The following is a 17,863-nucleotide window of genomic DNA, read 5'->3' on the forward strand; positions in this document are numbered from 1 at the left end:
ATCCTATACAAAAAATTAACACTCATGCTTTTACTATCCCAACTCACCTGCCCACATTGCAGCCATCAAAAAGTAGAAACCATGCCTACCGATGCTTGTCAATATTTTTACGAATGTGAAAACTGCCACAAAATATTGAAGCCCAAAGCGGGAGACTGTTGTGTGTTTTGCAGTTATGGAACGGTGAAATGTCCTCCAATTCAAGTGGGGAAAACGGATTGTTGCAAATAACAAATAGGAAGGCAGATATAAATTTTGCCCCCTGTAAACACAATGTAGAAGGCGAACTTGGCGTTTGGTGATGAAAGAGTGCTGTACTAATTTTTTTCACCAATAATAAATTCGATGATTAAATCTAAATCATTTTTTATCAATGTTTTAAGGTTAATATTTTTTATTAGCTTCCTTCAATCAGCAAATGCTCAAACCCTTCAAATAGAACGCTGTGGCACAGACAATCAGCCATTGCTGAATGAATGTGAAGTCGAATACTTCAATACCTCATTGAAGGAAAATCGGGGTGAGTTTGATTTTGAAGGAAAGCGCATAGCCTTTGCAGAAGGGAATTGGGGTGCAAATTTGAGCAGCAAAAACAGGTATTTTGAAGTATTTGGAAAACCAAGATTCGAACAAAACGGAAGTGTTGCCAATCAGTTGATTGTGTTGACCGAAGCCGAAAAAGAAGTTTCACCTGAGTATGATGCCATCATCGTTTCCTGGTCTAAAGTTCAGGTTCAAAATAAAAGGAGAGCGAAATTAATCAAGCGATTTTGTAGTGCAAATCCTTGATTACTAAATGTGTTTTTCACTTATATTCGTTCCTTTTTTCAGCCGCTTCAATACGCTTTTTGCTGCATGAAATCCACACATTCCATGCACTCCACCACCTGGAGGGGTTGAGGATGAACAGATAAAAATTTTGGGGTTGGGTGTTGAATAAGGGTCAAAACGTGCAACAGGACGGGTAAACAATTGGCTGATGTTGTTGGTGCCCCCTGTTATTGATCCGCCAATATGGTTTGGATTGTAAGTTTGAAACTGCGCCGTATTTGTGGTGTGTCGGGCCAATATCAGGTCTTTGAAGTTGGGTGCAAAACGCTCGATTTGGGTTTCCATGATCTCGGTCATATCTACCGTTGAACCTTGCGGAACATGACAATAGGCATAACCCGTTTGTTTGCCTTCAGGCGCACGGCTGCTATCAAATTCGCTTTGCTGACACAAAATCATGTAGGGTTTGTCGCAGTGTTTCCCCTGCCAAGCTGCCTTTTCGCTGACATTGATTTCCTGCATTGTTCCTCCAATATGCACCGTTGAAGCCAGCAAACACCGCTTGTCAGACCACGGAATAGAACCATCCAAAGCCCAATCCACCTTAAAAATACCAGGGCCATAATTGAATTTTTGCAGGCGTTTGATATAAGACTGGGGAAGTTCATTGACTGCAATGCGTGTCAATTGAAGTGGATCGGTATCAAAAAGATAGGCTTTTGCAGGTGGCAATTGTTTGAAGTCGGTAATTTGCGTATCGGTTTGGATTTCACCTCCCAATTCCTTCAAATAAGCGGCCAATGCTTGGGTGATATTCGTAGAGCCACCTGCTGCAACAGGCCAGTTTTCGGTATGCGCCATCACTGCAAACATCACACCGATTGCCGCACTAAACGCCATGTCCAAAGGCAAAACACTGTGCGCTGCACAACCCGCCAACAATGCCTTTGCTCGGTGAGATTTAAACTGCCAATTTGCCAAACGTGTGGCGGACCACATAGCTTTCAAGCCAAATCGAGCCAACATCAGCGGATGGTCGGGAATACTCAACGGTCCCAAAGCATCTTCCAACAAACCATGTGGATTCTTCAAAAATGGACGCAACATATTCTGCCAAGCGTCTCCGTCAATGCCCAAATTTGCGGCTGTTTCTTCAACGGATCGGGACATCAAAACGGCCTCCTCATTGTCCAAAGGATGGGCTACTGAAGCCGAGGGTTTTATCCATTGTAAACCGTATTTTTCTAAGGGCAGCGTGCGCCAATAAGGAGATAAAATACCTGTGGGATGGACTGCAGAGCAGTAGTCATGTTGAAAATTGGGTAGGGTAAGTTCAACGGTGCGGGTTCCCCCACCAATCGTTGCAGCCGCTTCCAAGACCAAGACTTTCAAACCGTTTTGTGCTAACTCAATGGCAGCAGATAGTCCGTTTGGACCAGAACCGATGATGATTGCGTCGTAATTGTTGCTCATATTGTTGTTAACCCGATAAATGTATTAAAGTTAAGAAATCTCAGCTAAATTATGTTTCCAATATAGTCTTCGGTAGTTTCGTTTCATAAAAAAATGGTTCTTTGAAGAAAAAGCTGGTTTTAGATTTTTGAAAGTCTTTGCACCAAATCTATTTTCGTAAATTCAACCCACAAAACAAACACGATGAAAACTACCAAACAGCTGTCTTTTCGCAACTACTTGGGTTTTGGACTCGGTGACTATGCCTTCAATCTCTATTTTCAAGGCGCAACGCTCTTTTTACTGTATTTCTATACCGACATTCTGGGTATTGAAGCTGCAACCGCAGGTACAATATTTTTAATTGCCACGATTTGGGATGCTGTCACCGATCCACTGATGGGCTATTTTGCAGGTAAAACCAGAACACGCTGGGGGCGTTACCGTCCTTACTTACTGCTCGCACCAATTCCATTGGGGCTGTCTTACATGTTTATGTTTTACCAAGTCGCTTACACAGGTACTGCATTGATTCTATGGGCAATCGCCTTGCAAATCCTCTTTCGCACCTTTTTTACCCTCGGCAACATTCCCTACTCTTCGCTTTCCTCCGAAATGACTTTCAACTCCCAAGCCCGAAGTAAATTAGCAGCTTATCGGATGTTTTTGGGTTATGCAGGAGCGATGACCGTTTCTGTTTTTACAGGTTCGTTGATGGCTGTAATGGGTTGGTTGCCTAACGAAAATGGGTACTTTTATGTCGGAATCGTGTTTGCCATTTTAGCCGCCCTTTTGTTTGTTTTTTGCTTCCAAAACACCTTTGAATTACCTCCAAAACCAAGCGCACAAGGCGTTTCCTTCAAAGATACACTTCAAATGTTGCAGCACAATCGTCCCTTTTGGCAAATCTGTGCCTTCATTATGTTTGGCATGGCAGGTGTGGTGATTTTCTATCAATCTTTGAGTTATTACTTCAAATATAACCTACAAAATGAAGCAGCTTTGGGGCAAGGAATGATGTATTTATTTACTTGTTTGATGCTTTCACTACCCGTTTGGCTGCAGTTGAGCGCGAAAATAGGCAAGCGCAATACTTTGTTGGCGGGTTGTGCCGTGATTCTTTTGGGCAGCCTTACTTTTTACTTCAATCCTTGGGCGCAGCAGCAAGTTTATTGGGCCTACGTTCACATGGCAATCATTGGTACGGGTATTGGCTGTGCAGCTTTTTCTTTTTGGGCGATGTTGCCCGATACAGTGGAATATGGGGAGTGGAAAAGTGGGATTCGTGCCGAAGCGATTTTATTTGGCTTGGGTTTGTTCTTTTTGAAGTTGTCGCTCGGATTGGGTTCGTTTATCTTGGGTTTACTATTGGAGGGTATTGGTTATGCGCCAAATGTGGACCAATCTGTTGAGGCTTTGCAGGGGATTCATGCCATTGCGACTTTGGGGATTGCAGTAAGTGGTGTTGGGATTGTGTTGGTGATGTGGTTTTATCCTTTGACCAAAGAGGTATATGAGGGTATTTTGGAGGAACTGAATACAGAGGCAGAGTGAAACAGAGGTTTTCTTTACCTGCTATTCCGAATGCGCTTAAACTCAGAAGAAAAAATTAAACCACACTGATGCAAAGACTTTTGTAGTTTTCTGTTGATAGAATGTTGATTTTCTTCCTTCTGATAAATTTTTAAAATAAACCTACAAAAGTCTAAACCGGAAAAGGTTTTGACTTAGCAAAAACGAAAAAATATTCCATTATTGGTGATAAAACACTATTTTTAAAAACAGAATAACCGCTTGATTATAAACTCCATTCGTAGCCCATGAATTAATTCATGGGCTACGAATGGGAATAATTTTTAGCGAAATATCGTCATAAAAGGAATGACTTCTTTTTTTAAGACAAAGACTTTTGTAGTTTTCTGTTGATAGAATGTTGATTTTCTTCCTTCTGATAAATTTTTAAAATAACACTACAAAAGTCTGTAACGAAAGTTATTTGATAGTCAAAAGGGCGTAGCTCAGACCCCATTTGTAGAAAAACACATTGAATTGAAGCGATTAGGAGCGTAGCTTCGGCACGGCTAAATGAGTGATTAGGTGTGGTGTCGAGGCTACGCCCCTCATAAAAATCTACTTGCCATTGTCTCTACAAATAGTGCCGCAGCGATGCTGCTGAAATATTAAATGATTTCTGTTTCAGTCTAAATTGATATTTAGACTTTGGAAGTTTAGTCTGAAAGATATGGGATGTTTGAAAATCAGTATGCCCTCAAAAGAAAACTTCCAAAGTCTTTACACCTAATCTCCATTTTCATTTTCATTTTTTAAGTCGTAATCTCCACCATCTTTGTAGGAGCCATATTTGCGTTTCGCATCGCTATGTTTCTCGCTGCCGTTTGCGCCAGTAGGTCAAAAGCATCTGCCACAACTCGATTGTTGGGATTTTCGTTCAATACTACGGGAAGACCAGAATCACCTCCTTCACGAATCGCTTCCACAATCGGAATTTGCCCCAATAGCGGAACTTGGTATTTGGCAGCCAATTCTTGACCGCCTCCTTTGCCGAAAATATAATAGCGTTTGTCGGGTGCATCCATTGGCGTAAAATAGGCCATGTTTTCAACGATTCCCAAGACAGGTACATTGATATTGGGCATTTTAAACATTGCTACCGCACGCACTACATCCGCTTTAGCGACCTCTTGCGGAGTTGTGACCACAATTGCAGCCGTCACAGGAACGGTTTGAACCATCGTCAGGTGAATGTCGCCAGTGCCAGGAGGAAGGTCAATCAGCAAATAATCCAATTCACCCCACTCGGCATCCGTAATGAACTGCTTCAAAGCCGAAGACGCAATCGGACCTCGCCAGACTACTGCTTGACTTGCATCGGTGAGAAAACCAATGGATAAGGTTTTGATACCATATTTTTCGACAGGAATGATTTTTTGTTGCCCATTGAAGGTGCCGACTTGCGGTTTTGTTCCTTCCAAATCCATCATTGTAGGAATGGAAGGGCCGTAAATATCGGCATCAATCAAGCCCACTTTTGCGCCTTGTTTTGCCAAACCCACCGCCAAATTCACCGCTACCGTAGATTTCCCTACACCTCCTTTGCCCGAAGCGATTGCCACGATGTTTTTCACAAAAGGCAAAACCATTCGGTTGTCCTGTCGGCGAGAAGTGACATTTGAAGTAATTTCTACTTCGACTTGTGCTTCTGGGTCAATAAAATGTTTGATGGCAGTGATACAAGCATTGCGAATGTGTTCCTTCAATGGACAGGCGGGAGTTGTCAATATCAAGCGAAAACGCACTGTTTTTCCTTCAATCTCGATGTTGTCCACCATGTTGAGTGTCACCAAGTCTTTGCCCAAATCGGGGTCGTCGACGTAGCTTAGTGCTTTGAGTACTTCTGATTTTGTAATTGCCATGGTAGATAGGATAGGTTGATTTTGAATTAAATCTTTGATATAATGAAAAATGGCTCATAAGGTTTAGTTTAGAATTACAAACTCATGAACCATGCAAAAAATCACCTCAAAGATATAGGAATCTGAACCAAAATCAAAAAAGTTTATTAGGAGGATTGTTTTTGATTCTATGTTTTTCATAGTCGAATTTTATAGCCCAAAGTCGCTCCAAAAGACTGTATGGGCTTCAAATTCAAGCCTTTTTTTTCTTCGTGAGTCGTCAGGTTGTGGATATAATACAACTCCAATTCTATGTTTTTGAAGTGAATGCCTGTTGTTGCATTGATGCCAAATTCTTTTAGAAGGTAACCCAAATCGCCATAAGGTTCATCACTATTAACAAGTCTGTATTGAAACTTACTCATTATATTGACATTTCCTCCTACTCCAAAATAGACAAAATCGTTGAGTTGATAATTGACTACCAATTGATTTCTAAAATAATTAAAAACATAACCACTGATAGGAATTATTGGTTTCCACATTGAGTAGTAATATCCTAAGAACTATGTATATTTGCTGTAAATTTGGTAATCATCATGAAATTAAAAGGACTTGAAGCTCAATTAAACCGTCGTCAAACTATTATTAATTTGCATGAAAAAGGCATGAAACAAGTTGATATATCTGAAGTTGTAGATGTAGTTCAACCTTATGTGAGCAAAATTATTCGAGCCTATAAGCAAGGGGGGCAGAAAGCTATTCAACCTTCAAAAGCGAAAGGGGCAACTCCTAAAATAACAAGCGAACAATTACAAGAATTAGGAAATATATTAGACCAAGGAGCTGAAAACTACGGCTTTGAAGGGGGAATTTGGAATTGTGGTCGAGTTCAAAGAGTCATAAAGGAAAAATTCGCAATAGACTATTGTACCCAACATGTTGGGCGTATTCTAAAAAAACTTACCTATACCCGCCAAAAACCACAATTAGAAGATTATCGTAAAAATCCAGAAAAAGTGCAGGAATGGAAGGAGGAAAAGTTACCCAGCATAAAAAAAAGCAAAAGAAGAAAATCGAACAATAAGTTATCAAGAAGAAGCAGGTTTTAGTTTATTACCTACTTGTCAAGTGACCTATGCCCGCAAAGGACAAACGCCTGTTTTACAGCATGAATGCAAGCATTATAGAAAAATTTCAGCAGCAGTAGTCATCACAGAAGATGGAGACCTATATTACGAAGTACGCCAATGTAATTTTCATCATAATGCAATTGTTCGATTCATGAATAACTGCTGGGCAGACTTGCAAACCGCTTTGGTTTGTATTTGGGATAATGCTACCATTCATAAGGCTAAGGAGGTGGCAAATGCTTTACATCAAACACATAGAAATCCTCGTATTAGATTAGAAAACACACCTGCTTATTCTCCCGAACTAAATGCTTCAGAGCAAGTTTGGAATTATGTAAAAAATGTATTGTTAGTTAATGTTTTTTGTAAAACAGAAGATGAGTTAAAAAGAAGGGTAATTGAAGCTTTAGAAGAAATCAAAGCGAATAAGGAACTTGTTAAAAGTTTCTTCAGGAATACAAAAGTGGGGTTTTATACCTAATCAATGCGGAAACCTATATATTCCTAAAACTTGCACCTACCTCTTTTTTAGTATAAGTTGAAGTCAATGCAATACTGTATTTTGGACTTAATTGACTTTCTACTTTTAGACCAAATAAGGTACTATTAAATCTAAAACCCCTTGTACTCATACTATATTGTCTTGTATAGGTACTTCCATTGATTGTAAGCAATCTTGATTTAATATTCTCTAATTTGGTAAAATCTCTTCCTATTATGGGCTTGATGTAGGTTTGAGCGACCCCATATTCAGTGAGGAAGAATAGTAAAAAACAGAGGAGTAGATGGTTTTTCATAGTCGAATTTTATAGCCTAAAGTTGCTCCTAAAGATTGGATGGGAGCTAAATTGATTCCAGATTTTTTATCTTCATGGGAGGTTAAGTTATGTAAATAATAAATTTCCAATTGAACATTCTGAAAGGTTGCTCCTATAATTCCATGAACTCCAAAATCTTTTAAAACAGAGATGAGTTGATAGTTAGACTTATTGTCTTTAAAATTTGTTATGATGTTAAAGTTTCCTCCTAAACCCCAAAATAAGTATTCATTTAATTTGTAATTAAGCCCTATTTGATTGCGAAAGTAATTGAAAGTAAAACCTTCTCGATAGGCAACACCAAGAGAAATTGTTGCTCCAAATTTCTTTTTAGTATAAGTAGAAATCAATCCCATACTGCATTTAGGACTTAATTGTGTTTCTAATTTCACTCCAAATAATGTGCTTTCAAAATTAAATCCCTTTTCACGAATATGAAAATCTAGAATAAGTCCATTAATGACCTCTGGTTCTATTTTCTCTTCCAATCTTGTGAAATCCCTTCCTATGATAGGCTTGATGTAGGTTTGAGCATAGCAGTATTCGGTAAAGAAGAATAGTAAGAAATAAAGGAATAGATGATTCTTCATTTTTGTCTTTTATTTGAAGTAATGATTAAGTGGCAAAAACCAATTTGATTTTTGCCACTATAAAAATAAACTTTTAATGTCCGATGAAGGATTTCTTGACTTCTACCATTTGTCCATTTGCATCGTATGAAACCAAAATCATCAATTCATTGGTTTTTAAGTCTTGCCTATTAAATTCGTCCATATCACGCTCAAAAACCAAACGACCTGTCAAATCAAATCCCCTTATAGTTTTGGCAACGGAATCGGAAATAGGAGAAATATCTTCATTGCTTCTTTTCAAACCATAATATTCCTTACAAGTTGGATCGTCTCCATTACAGTCTATTAGGGTGATGCGTTTTCGTTCGGTATAGTCTGTTCCCAAGGTAGGAGAATAGACCTCAATAATCAGATATTGAGGATAGTAGGGATATTTTGGCAAATCGGTAATAATGAGTGAAGTTGTGCCATATACATTGTTTCCTTGTTGATTGCCAGTAGTTACAAATGAACCTCCGCCATGAATTCTCCAATTATAATCCGTTGTGGCAAGCCCTCCTCCAAGATACAAGTGTAAAAAATCATCTTCCTCACAAACTATGTCTGAACCTGTATTTAAGATACTGAGAGGCTGTCTTGATTTTAGAGAAATGAACTAAAAAGGCATCAGTTAGTTATATATACTAATACATAGTTCATAAACTTAAAAACAATAAATATGTATAGTAGCAGTCTAACCGATGCCGAATGGGAAGTTATTGAAAAACTTTTAGATAACCAAAGAAAACGTAAATGGGACTTACGTACTCAAATACTTGATGGGATATTTTATGTATTGAAATCAGGTTGTCAATGGCGTATGTTACCTAAAGAATTTGCACCTTGGAAAACTGTTTATGACTATTTTTACCGTTGGAAAAAACAAAAAATATGGGCAAAACTACATGAAGCCTTACGCCGATTAGTACGCCAAAAAGAAGGCAAATTCATCAGTCCAAGCTTAGGCATAGTGGATAGCCAAAGCGTAGCTACTGGTACGTTTATCGAAGAAACGAAAGGTTTTGATGGCAATAAGAAGATAAAAGGACGCAAGCGACACGTTATGGTAGATACTTTGGGGTTGATTATTGCCATAGCCATTACAGCTGCTAATGTTAGTGATAAAGAAGGATTTATCCTATTAGCTAAAGGGGTAAAATCAAAATTTTGGCGATTGGTGAAAATATTAGCAGACGGAACTTATAGAGGAGACTGGGCGAAGAGATTCAAACATTGGGTCATAGAAATAGTTTTACGAAGCAGGCAACAAAAAGGATTTTCGGTGCAGCCTAAACGCTGGATAGTAGAGCGTACTTTTGGTTGGTTTGAGCATTATAGAAGATTAAGCAAAGATTATGAGTTTAATCCAGATACCAGCAAAACCATGATTCAACTGGCGATGATTCGGATCATGGTGGCAAGAGTCGTTTAATAATAATACGAATGGATTATTTAATTATATGACAAATCAAGACAGCCTCTGAAATTACAATCGGGCACACCCGTTCCCAAGCCTGTATCTACACAAATTGCCTCCCAAGCACGAGCAATTGCCAAAAACTCATCTGAACATCTACCAAAATCATTTTCTACAACAATCAAAGTAGCTGCCATTAGATCTGGATAATCTGTATTTCCTTCACCAAATCCATCTTCTTGTAATGCTTCTATAAGTATTTCTATCACAGCATCCATTCCAATAGCAGGAATCGGAGGAATACTTTGATTATCGCCTTGTGAAGCCAAATAAAACCAATGACCTAGAGGCTGTCCTCTATCATATTGCTCCCCTTGGTTTCCACCTAAATGGCTTACATCTGTAAAGCAATCAAATTCTGGATTTTGTAAATCTCTACCTGTAAGACTAGCAACATTAGATTCATCATCTCCTATTACCCAATCTGTACTTCCTGTAATAATTGATTCGATATAAGTCCCCAATATGTCGGCAATGCCTTCGTGTAAAGATTGTCCTCCAGGAGTATCGTAGATAAGATATTGATTTAAAAAAGTATGTCCTAATTCATGTCCAAGTATATCAAATAAGGCTCCTGTATCTCCGTCAAAAAGCCCAATATAAATATAAGTTTCTTCAATTGTAGAATCAAAAAGCGAAAATGCACCAAATCCTAAACAAGAAGCTACATTTACGCTTTCAAAGTTTATATCCAATGATTCAAAGGCATCTATAACCAAGGAAGTCACATAAAAAGCTTGATATGCTTCAGGAGTCGTTTCTGTTCCCCATTCGCTATTGCTTGTGGAAGGAACCAAATTGGGTTCCCATTCATCAGTATTTAAAGTAGTTTCTGGGCAATCAGTTCCAAAATCATAGAGAGTAATCTGTCCATCAGGAGATTGAAGAAAAGTAGTTCCTCCAATGGTGGCATCATTTAATATTGGGTTTGGGGGATAATTAGGCCCAGTAGTTGTCAAAGATGCTTTGATTCCCATAGCAGAATCAATAGTTTTGAGAATCGTTCCTGTGTGTGCATTGACCCACGAAGTTTTCTGTCCATTTTGCATATAGGTAGCTTTCCAAGTAAGGACATAATCACATTGGTCGTCTAAATCATGGGCAACAACCAGTTCTAGGTAACGTATAGGCCCCGTTTGAAGAATCGCTGGAACACTTGAACTGGAAACTGTGGGATTCGTATTTACAGTAATCCCTGTAAGTATATGAGGAGAAAATATAGCCAATGGGTCACAAGGTCCTGAACCTACTCCTATGTTTTGCCGATAAAATGTTCCTGTATAACCTCCTCCTTCTACAATCACTCCATTGAAGTACTGTTGGTATTTCTGAAAAACTTCATCTGCCCTAAATCGACTGGGAAACTCTTTGACAAAGCTAAAACTTGTTCCTGCATCTATACTCATCAAATTGAGTAAATCGTCTGCGGTCACATTGTACAATTGAGCAGGGTCAATCATCAATGTGCCATTTGGATAATGATTGTAGGTGTAGGACTCTATTTGAACCATATTGCCATTGTCCATAAAGGCATTGAAGTTGGCACAGTTTGAAGTAAGGTGATGACTCCCTCCCTGTGCAAAACTGATTTGGATGGCAAAAGTTAAAAAGAAAATATTGAAGATATAATATAATTTTTTCATTGTTTTTTTTTAGTTAGACTTAATTCCGACTGTTGTACGAATCTCATTGGCTGTTTCCAAGCTAAACAGATAGGTTCCATTGGTTAAAATACTGGCATCTAATGGAAAAACGTGTTGTCCCGCATTTTTGGGTTCATTGTTGATAAGCGTCTGAATAGGCTGACCTTGCAGTGTATAAATGGTGAGAGAAATATTGAGCGAACTCCCCAATTGGTAAATGATGTCTGTGCTTTGTGAGAAAACCGTTGGCACTAACACAAAATCTATGATTCCATGACCACCATAAGGATGTCCTACTCGGAGTGGAATGCGAATTTCTATCACATTGCTACAACCTGTGTCTGTATCTGTTACCATGACCGTGTAAGTTCCTGCACACAAACCTGTTCTATCTGCTTGATTGCAATTCGGGCAGTCCGACCAACTGTATTGATAGTTGCTTTCTCCTTCAAAAACACTGACTACGGCACTTCCTGTACATTCGTCGTGTGGGCTACTACTGGCATTGTAAGACAACAAAACCTCTTCTTCTCCATTCATTTGGTCCAAGCCTACGGTCATGGTAGGAAGTGTCTGATAGGTATAGCCTCCATCCAAACTAACTTCTAAACCACTATGATCTCCTGGCACTAAATCTCTAAAACTAAAATAAGCTCCTGTTCCATCTGGATGTCGAACGACTACAGGGCAAGTTGCCGCAGGGTCGGGATAGACCACAATGCTCCCATTTTCTAGGATGTTGCCATTGCAGTCTGCTACTGCATTGTTGATACCCATATTGTAGGCATTGATACAAGTAGGACAAGCAGGGCAGTTGCCACCGCATTGTACATTGATGTGGAAAACCAGTGGAATTGCTTCCATTTCGTCCATTACTCTTTCGCCATGTTCATACAAACGTGCAATGATTTTGTGCGAGCCTATTTCGTCTTCGGTAGGTGTCCAACAGAAAATACCGAAATCATTGCCGCTATTGATGGTGATATTGGCATTGGGCATAGCCACATCATCGTATTCAAATACCATTTCGAGGTCTCCAAAATCGTAGGTCTGCACACTAAAGCATACTTCTTCTCCTACACAGGGGTTAAAGTCGGTGGCATAAGTACCTGCGGGGTCGTTGATTTCCAATTCAGGAGGCCAGTTGTTTCCATCTCCTGTAAGGAGGCAACAATGTTCTCCTTCATCGCTTGTACTTGCCTGACAACCCCGTGCATCTACCACGATAAATTTGTAGGGCATGGCACTTGGAACACCTCCAACACTATAACTCCCTCCATTGAAACCTTCTTCCAAAATTTCTCCTGTATAAGCATTTAACAGCGTATAGGGTGGAAAGCCTCCCGATACGATAAAATCTACTTCATAAGTAGCGGGCCCTCCTCCAAAATCATCACACTCAAATGCGCTTTCACAAACCACACTCGATACAAAAACATCAATGGGTAAACTACAGTCTTGCACAACTCCTTGACAATTGAAAGAGGCTACAATCGTACAACCGAGTCCATCGCTTATGGTAAAAGTGATATTTTCACCAGGTTCAATTTCATACATTGAATTAGCAACTCCTGCATTCATCGCAGTAGTTCCGTCAGGGTAGGTAACATTATAGACGCTACCAATTGGATTACCTCCAAAGAAGTTGATACTAAAATTCATGGTCGTTACTCCATTGTTATTTGTAGTACATTCATAATTGTTCAATGACCATTGCAAAGGACTGTCAACAGTTACTGCATCCTCTGCCGTACACCCCGATTGATCCTCCACCATAATTGTATGGTTTCCAATCAACACATTGGGTATTTCCAGATAATTGGTCATTGTTTCAAAGACAATTTGCTCTCCATCTAAATATACATCGTAAGGAGCACAGCCTCCATTAATCAATATTCCCACCACACTTCCATAGGTTTCATCACAAGCATTTTCAGCAAATACCACTAATGCATAACAATGTTGGAGATGAAAGTGGAAACAGAGAAATAGAACAAAAAATTTTATAGTTGATTTCATAAGAATTCTATTTTAAGGTTGGGTTAATGTTTGGTGTAGGTAAATTCGGGAGTGGTTATTTCGTATTCTTTATGATCTGAATATGAATAATTGAACTCCCATTGTATCGTATATTCTCCTGATTGTTGTAAACCTGCAGATTTATATGATTTTAAAATTTTGTTCATTTTAAAATCATATACATGAAAACGACTATTAAGAAGTGGGATAAATTTTGATTTTTCCTTAGAAAAATAGGTAATAGAACATCCTTTAGAATCAGTAATAACCATAGCGTACTGGTTACTTATATTAATGGTATCACCATCCCCAAAGTTAGAGATATAAAACATTAGAGTGTTATTATCACTCTCTTTGGCACGTAACTTAAACGCTAAATCTGGATTTGATTTCTTTACATAACTGAATGGTTTTGACATTAGCTCTTGTTTTTGTCTATCGACATCTCTATAAATTATTTTCAATTTTATATTATAAATATTAGGTTTCTGAAACCCTTTATGACTAAATAAATTTAGTATTGCATCAATATCGATATCCCAAGTTTTAGTAGATTTAGGTTGAATTTCAATTGCATTAGACTTAGCCCAAATACAGTATTCATTTACATCTCCTTCAGCATTTTCAAGAAAGATTCTATTATCGTTAAAACCCATGGGTGAGGTATGTATTATTCCATCAGTTAAATTTGTCAATTCAACTGTTAGAATATTAGGAGGAAGATTTATTGTTTGTTTTATAAGAATTTTTACTTCCTTATTATAAACTTCAGTGGTTTTATTTTGTGCATAATTTACATTAGTAAAAAATAGCATCGTTAACAATAAACATCTAAATAAATAACTCATTGTATTTTACTTTTTGTATTTTTTTAAATAGGATCAACATGATCCCTAATTTCATAGATACATATTTCATCAAATTCTCTCTGATTTTTACCGTCATCTACTGTTAAATAAGACATTATGCATTTGTCATTTCCTTCATGATTTAACACATTTCCTAAAATAGGATCATCTGAATCAACATGATCACTTTTAACATTAAATTGATGACCTAATTCATGTGAAATAGTCGTGTTGAAAATATCTTCAATATGTTCTACAGGCCCTGACATTCTAAAAAATACTACAGCCATACGATTAAATACATGTTTTGAATAACCTGATAGGGCACCATCGTCGGTAAAAGTATCAGATACATCTCTAAGTGTTGCCAAAAAAATTCGATTATTATCAACAGCAGTTACACTCCATTTTGCTAAATATGCATCAGATATACTCTCTGTAGGTATTACTCTATATTTAGGAATATTAATTGTTGCAATTACTTTAAATTCTACAAAACAACCACCATCTTCCCCTTTCGTTTTTTTCCCAAAAGAATTTTCTGTTGAAGAAGAAGTATAGGCATCAAATACGGAGTCATTATTTAAGAGTTTAATCCCACTATACTTCGAAAATGCAATGGTTTCAAATTCTCCTATTTGATGAGGTACATCATTGACTACAATAGAATTATCAGTTTTACTTATAATTGTGCTTGTTGTAGAAAACACTTCAACTGATGCGCCACCATGTTTTAAGGCTCCAAATAATTCTATCTCATCTCCAGTGTTGAAATCTGAGGTATTATCTACTATTATCTCATCAGGACTGGTATCATCAACATCAGGTTCAAAATATTCTAAAATTGTTGCTCCTTGTCGATACATTTTAGCTGTTTCTAAATAAACCCTTTTCCAAGCTACCAAAACTGAAGTTCGAGCAATATTGCACCCTTCAAAATCACCGTCCAAACAAGCTTCTACTTGATAGTTGTCGCCCGAATATTGGTCGGTAATTGTCAATTCTACTTCTGCTACAGCTACTTGAACTCCATTAACTTCCATCAAGTTAACAACAGCACTTGTGGTTGACATTCCATTGTCAAATTTTCCACTACCAATATCAGTATCTCTATTGTCTCCACCATTCAAATCTTGATTATTTGTACCTTCTATTTTCTCATAAGGTGAAGCATCATCAGGGTCAGGATCTACAGTCCTAAAATAAACTACTTGACCTTCTACTTCTTCCGTAGGTGTCAAATAGGCCGTTATCTTTACTTTGCCATCTTCTGTTTGTGCAGAGGTATAATAGACATCATCTTGCGTCGTAGAAATCATGATTCGCCCCTCTTTGTCTGTCTCAAAATCAGAATCTATGGGTCCAACAGTTAGTTCCGCCACCGTCACCACGACTTCATCCGTACAAACAAACCCTCCAAAATCAATCACCGTAAGCGTATAGATAGTTGTAGTAGAAGGATTTGCTGTAGGATCTGGACAATCCGTACAAGATAAATTTTCAGGAGGTTCCCAAGAAAAAGTATAACTTTCATTGACACTACCACTTGCAGAACCTTCCAAAACCGTTTCTCCATTTTCGCATATCACTTTATCTGGTCCCGCACTCATTTCAAACGCATAAGTGTTTGTAGGCAGTATAAAAAGCAACAGCATCATTAACAGAACAATCTGTTTTGTTTGTTTACAATTCTTCTTTCTCATGTAGAAAGGCAAGAGCATTATTTTTTTCATATTCTAAATTGGGTTTAATAAACTAAATAAAAAATATTAACATTTAACAATGAAATCATTTTCAACCAAATAGATATACCTCCTCCAATTTTATCCATTACATGAATAAACCAAATAATATCCTTATTCATAAAACATAAAATCCCCATCACACTGCTAAAAAACAGTGAGGAAAAGGAAAAGGGAAAGGGAAAGGGAAAGGGAAAGGGAAAGGGAAAGGGAAAGGGAAAGGGAAAGGAAAAGGTTTCCTTTTAAGTTAGGTTATTGTAAGACAATTTTGAGTGATTAAGAAATAGGATTAAGCATTTATTTTCAGTGTTGAATCCCCATTCTTCTGCAAGGTAACAAAACTTTTTCAAAAAAACAACAATGCAGCAAAAAAAAACTACTATATTATTTTCCACTTTGATAATCTCTCAGCACCTCACGAAAACCGAATCGCCTTAATCGGGTCAATCCTCGTCACCAAATAAGAAGGCAAAATCAGCGCAAAAATACAAATCACAATCGTTCCCAAGTTCAGCCCTGCAATCACAAAAAAGTCGAGTGAAACAGGGGCAATCTGAATATAATACGACTCTTCGGGCAGGCGAATAAAGCCAAATTCTTGTTGCAGCAAGCACAAACCAATTCCGATGATGTTGCCGATAATCAAACCAAGTCCGATGGTAAAAGCAGAATTGTACAAGAAAATTTTGCGGATGCGCCAATTCGGTGCGCCCAAAGCCTTCAATATCCCAATCATGTTGGTGCGCTCCAAAATGATGATGAGCAGAACGGTAATCATGTTGATAACTGCCACCAAAGCCATCAAGACCAAAATAACCAAGCGGTTCACATTTTGCAGCTTCAACCACTCAAAAATATTGGTTTGTTTCTCTTTAATAGTCCGTGCATTGAGTGCATTTGGCAACACATTGTAGTGAATGTGTTCTGCCATTGAGTCTATGGCATCCAACTTTTCGGTATTTGCCCATTCCCACCCAAAATGTTCATAAAAAAAATAGAAAATAATAGACTGAAGATAGTCATACACATAAAAAGTGAAGCCCGAAAGAAAGGAGTGAATCGGCGTGTTTTGGTGCGTGTCCTTCAAAAAAACTTCAAAACCACCCACATCGTCGTCTTCCCATTGATTGAGTTGTTGAATGTGTTTGATGTCCGTCAGCGCAAATTTTTCGTCGTATTCCGATAAGCCTGTGCTGAAAATGCCCTTGATTTTTAGCTTGCGAATTTTGATGGGTTTTTCTGCAAAATAGATGAACAGGTTATCCCCTACCTTCAATCGAAGCCGATTTGAGGTAATTTTAGAAATGATTACTTCATTGACCTTCCCCGTGTCGCTGAGTGCAAGAGGTTCCCCTTCAATGAGGTATTGCTTGAAAAAATCCCAATCAAAATCTGTATCTAAACCCTTCAATATCACCCCTTCAATATCGGTATCCGTTTTGATGATGCCAGGTTTGTGGGCATAGACTTGTATGTGGTGAATGTTGGCGAGGGTGTCCAAACTTTTGACGAAAGGCTGATTTTTGCTGATAGGATGCGTGTCTTCAAATGAACGGCTGCTGTCAAAACTCGAAATGTGAATGTGTCCCCAAAAACCAAAAATTTTGCGGCTAATTTCGTCCTGAAAACCATTCACCAATGCCGTAGTAATCACCATCACCGCCACCGACAAGGCTACTGCCGTCACTGCAATTTTGGCAATAAAATTGGAGAAAGATTTATTGCCGCTAAAAGCGATTCTTTTGGTAATAAAAAACTCTAAATTCACTTCAACGTTTTGATTTAAAAATGAAGATGTTACTTTTGCATTGTTCTATTGCTAAATGGTTCTACTGTTATATTGTTCTATTGCTAAATGGTTCTACTGTTGTATTGTTCTATTGCTAAATGGTTCTACTGTTGTATTGTTCTATTGCTAAATGGTTCTACTGTTATA

At 38.1% G+C, this 17,863-nt stretch carries 17 protein-coding genes; 6 read left to right on the top strand and 11 right to left on the bottom strand.

Annotated features, from left to right (window positions below; genetic code table 11):
• Window positions 1–24: 24 nt before the first annotated feature.
• Window positions 25–231: a GDCCVxC domain-containing (seleno)protein gene (locus tag R3E32_10470; protein ID MEZ4885139.1), complete on the top strand. Its 207-nt coding sequence runs from the start codon at window positions 25–27 to the stop codon at window positions 229–231.
• A 114-nt stretch (window positions 232–345) separates the two neighbouring features.
• On the top strand, window positions 346–789 hold the full coding sequence (locus tag R3E32_10475) for a hypothetical protein (GenBank protein MEZ4885140.1): 444 nt from the start codon (window positions 346–348) through the stop codon (window positions 787–789).
• A gap of 3 nt (window positions 790–792) precedes the next feature.
• On the opposite strand, the gene R3E32_10480 is transcribed toward R3E32_10475, so the two are convergent.
• A complete protein-coding gene (locus R3E32_10480) occupies window positions 793–2,244 on the bottom strand; it encodes an NAD(P)/FAD-dependent oxidoreductase (GenBank protein ID MEZ4885141.1) in 1,452 nt (483 codons plus the stop codon).
• Between the two features lie 183 nt (window positions 2,245–2,427).
• Between R3E32_10480 and R3E32_10485 the strand changes: the two genes are divergently transcribed.
• Complete coding sequence (locus tag R3E32_10485) at window positions 2,428–3,777, top strand: MFS transporter (protein MEZ4885142.1); 1,350 nt, start codon at window positions 2,428–2,430, stop codon at window positions 3,775–3,777.
• A gap of 770 nt (window positions 3,778–4,547) precedes the next feature.
• Here R3E32_10485 and R3E32_10490 read toward each other — a convergent pair.
• Window positions 4,548–5,657, bottom strand: coding sequence for an Mrp/NBP35 family ATP-binding protein (locus R3E32_10490; GenBank protein ID MEZ4885143.1), 1,110 nt, complete (start codon window positions 5,655–5,657; stop codon window positions 4,548–4,550).
• Between the two features lie 176 nt (window positions 5,658–5,833).
• Window positions 5,834–6,181 carry a hypothetical protein gene (locus tag R3E32_10495; protein MEZ4885144.1) on the bottom strand — a complete coding sequence of 116 codons (348 nt, stop codon included), beginning with the start codon at window positions 6,179–6,181 and terminating at the stop codon, window positions 5,834–5,836.
• A gap of 54 nt (window positions 6,182–6,235) precedes the next feature.
• On the opposite strand from R3E32_10495, the gene R3E32_10500 reads away from it, so the two are divergent.
• Both R3E32_10500 and R3E32_10505 read left to right on the top strand, forming a co-directional pair.
• Window positions 6,236–6,748 (top strand): winged helix-turn-helix domain-containing protein, encoded by a 513-nt coding sequence (locus R3E32_10500; protein ID MEZ4885145.1) that lies wholly within the window; start codon window positions 6,236–6,238, stop codon window positions 6,746–6,748.
• Window positions 6,749–6,767: 19 nt separating this feature from the next.
• Complete coding sequence (locus R3E32_10505; GenBank protein ID MEZ4885146.1) at window positions 6,768–7,250, top strand: transposase; 483 nt, start codon at window positions 6,768–6,770, stop codon at window positions 7,248–7,250.
• Window positions 7,251–7,263: 13 nt separating this feature from the next.
• Here R3E32_10505 and R3E32_10510 read toward each other — a convergent pair whose 3' ends face one another.
• The 3 genes from R3E32_10510 to R3E32_10520 all read right to left on the bottom strand — a co-directional run bounded on the left by R3E32_10510 (window position 7,264) and on the right by R3E32_10520 (window position 8,730).
• Window positions 7,264–7,566 (bottom strand): hypothetical protein, encoded by a 303-nt coding sequence (locus R3E32_10510; protein ID MEZ4885147.1) that lies wholly within the window; start codon window positions 7,564–7,566, stop codon window positions 7,264–7,266.
• Window positions 7,563–8,177, bottom strand: coding sequence for a hypothetical protein (locus tag R3E32_10515; GenBank protein ID MEZ4885148.1), 615 nt, complete (start codon window positions 8,175–8,177; stop codon window positions 7,563–7,565). Before R3E32_10515 ends, R3E32_10510 begins: the two co-directional genes overlap by 4 nt.
• Window positions 8,178–8,250: 73 nt before the next feature.
• Window positions 8,251–8,730 (bottom strand): hypothetical protein, encoded by a 480-nt coding sequence (locus R3E32_10520; protein MEZ4885149.1) that lies wholly within the window; start codon window positions 8,728–8,730, stop codon window positions 8,251–8,253.
• 147 nt (window positions 8,731–8,877) lie between these two features.
• On the opposite strand from R3E32_10520, the gene R3E32_10525 reads away from it, so the two are divergent.
• A complete protein-coding gene (locus R3E32_10525) occupies window positions 8,878–9,630 on the top strand; it encodes an IS5 family transposase (protein ID MEZ4885150.1) in 753 nt (250 codons plus the stop codon).
• A gap of 20 nt (window positions 9,631–9,650) precedes the next feature.
• On the opposite strand, the gene R3E32_10530 is transcribed toward R3E32_10525, so the two are convergent.
• From R3E32_10530 to R3E32_10550, 5 genes are all read right to left on the bottom strand, one after another.
• Window positions 9,651–11,318 (bottom strand): M4 family metallopeptidase, encoded by a 1,668-nt coding sequence (locus tag R3E32_10530; protein ID MEZ4885151.1) that lies wholly within the window; start codon window positions 11,316–11,318, stop codon window positions 9,651–9,653.
• 9 nt (window positions 11,319–11,327) lie between these two features.
• Window positions 11,328–13,337 carry a T9SS type A sorting domain-containing protein gene (locus R3E32_10535; protein MEZ4885152.1) on the bottom strand — a complete coding sequence of 670 codons (2,010 nt, stop codon included), beginning with the start codon at window positions 13,335–13,337 and terminating at the stop codon, window positions 11,328–11,330.
• 23 nt (window positions 13,338–13,360) lie between these two features.
• On the bottom strand, window positions 13,361–14,185 hold the full coding sequence (locus R3E32_10540) for a hypothetical protein (GenBank protein ID MEZ4885153.1): 825 nt from the start codon (window positions 14,183–14,185) through the stop codon (window positions 13,361–13,363).
• A gap of 23 nt (window positions 14,186–14,208) precedes the next feature.
• The gene (locus tag R3E32_10545; GenBank protein MEZ4885154.1) at window positions 14,209–15,918 is read right to left on the bottom strand and encodes a hypothetical protein; all 1,710 of its coding nucleotides are present in this window, start codon (window positions 15,916–15,918) and stop codon (window positions 14,209–14,211) included.
• Between the two features lie 424 nt (window positions 15,919–16,342).
• Window positions 16,343–17,695 carry an FtsX-like permease family protein gene (locus tag R3E32_10550; GenBank protein MEZ4885155.1) on the bottom strand — a complete coding sequence of 451 codons (1,353 nt, stop codon included), beginning with the start codon at window positions 17,693–17,695 and terminating at the stop codon, window positions 16,343–16,345.
• Window positions 17,696–17,863: the final 168 nt, after the last annotated feature.

Source organism: Chitinophagales bacterium, assembly GCA_041392475.1.
GTDB lineage: Bacteria > Bacteroidota > Bacteroidia > Chitinophagales > UBA2359 > JAUHXA01.

Bases quoted from the DNA above. Each gene is read 5' to 3' on its own strand.
- R3E32_10470 (MEZ4885139.1), top strand. From the start codon at position 25: ATGCTTTTACTATCCCAACTCACCTGCCCACATTGCAGCCATCAAAAA.
- R3E32_10475 (MEZ4885140.1), top strand. From the start codon at position 346: ATGATTAAATCTAAATCATTTTTTATCAATGTTTTAAGGTTAATATTT.
- R3E32_10480 (MEZ4885141.1), bottom strand. From the start codon at position 2,244: ATGAGCAACAATTACGACGCAATCATCATCGGTTCTGGTCCAAACGGA.
- R3E32_10485 (MEZ4885142.1), top strand. From the start codon at position 2,428: ATGAAAACTACCAAACAGCTGTCTTTTCGCAACTACTTGGGTTTTGGA.
- R3E32_10490 (MEZ4885143.1), bottom strand. From the start codon at position 5,657: ATGGCAATTACAAAATCAGAAGTACTCAAAGCACTAAGCTACGTCGAC.
- R3E32_10495 (MEZ4885144.1), bottom strand. From the start codon at position 6,181: ATGTGGAAACCAATAATTCCTATCAGTGGTTATGTTTTTAATTATTTT.
- R3E32_10500 (MEZ4885145.1), top strand. From the start codon at position 6,236: ATGAAATTAAAAGGACTTGAAGCTCAATTAAACCGTCGTCAAACTATT.
- R3E32_10510 (MEZ4885147.1), bottom strand. From the start codon at position 7,566: ATGAAAAACCATCTACTCCTCTGTTTTTTACTATTCTTCCTCACTGAA.
- R3E32_10515 (MEZ4885148.1), bottom strand. From the start codon at position 8,177: ATGAAGAATCATCTATTCCTTTATTTCTTACTATTCTTCTTTACCGAA.
- R3E32_10525 (MEZ4885150.1), top strand. From the start codon at position 8,878: ATGTATAGTAGCAGTCTAACCGATGCCGAATGGGAAGTTATTGAAAAA.
- R3E32_10530 (MEZ4885151.1), bottom strand. From the start codon at position 11,318: ATGAAAAAATTATATTATATCTTCAATATTTTCTTTTTAACTTTTGCC.
- R3E32_10535 (MEZ4885152.1), bottom strand. From the start codon at position 13,337: ATGAAATCAACTATAAAATTTTTTGTTCTATTTCTCTGTTTCCACTTT.
- R3E32_10540 (MEZ4885153.1), bottom strand. From the start codon at position 14,185: ATGAGTTATTTATTTAGATGTTTATTGTTAACGATGCTATTTTTTACT.
- R3E32_10545 (MEZ4885154.1), bottom strand. From the start codon at position 15,918: ATGAAAAAAATAATGCTCTTGCCTTTCTACATGAGAAAGAAGAATTGT.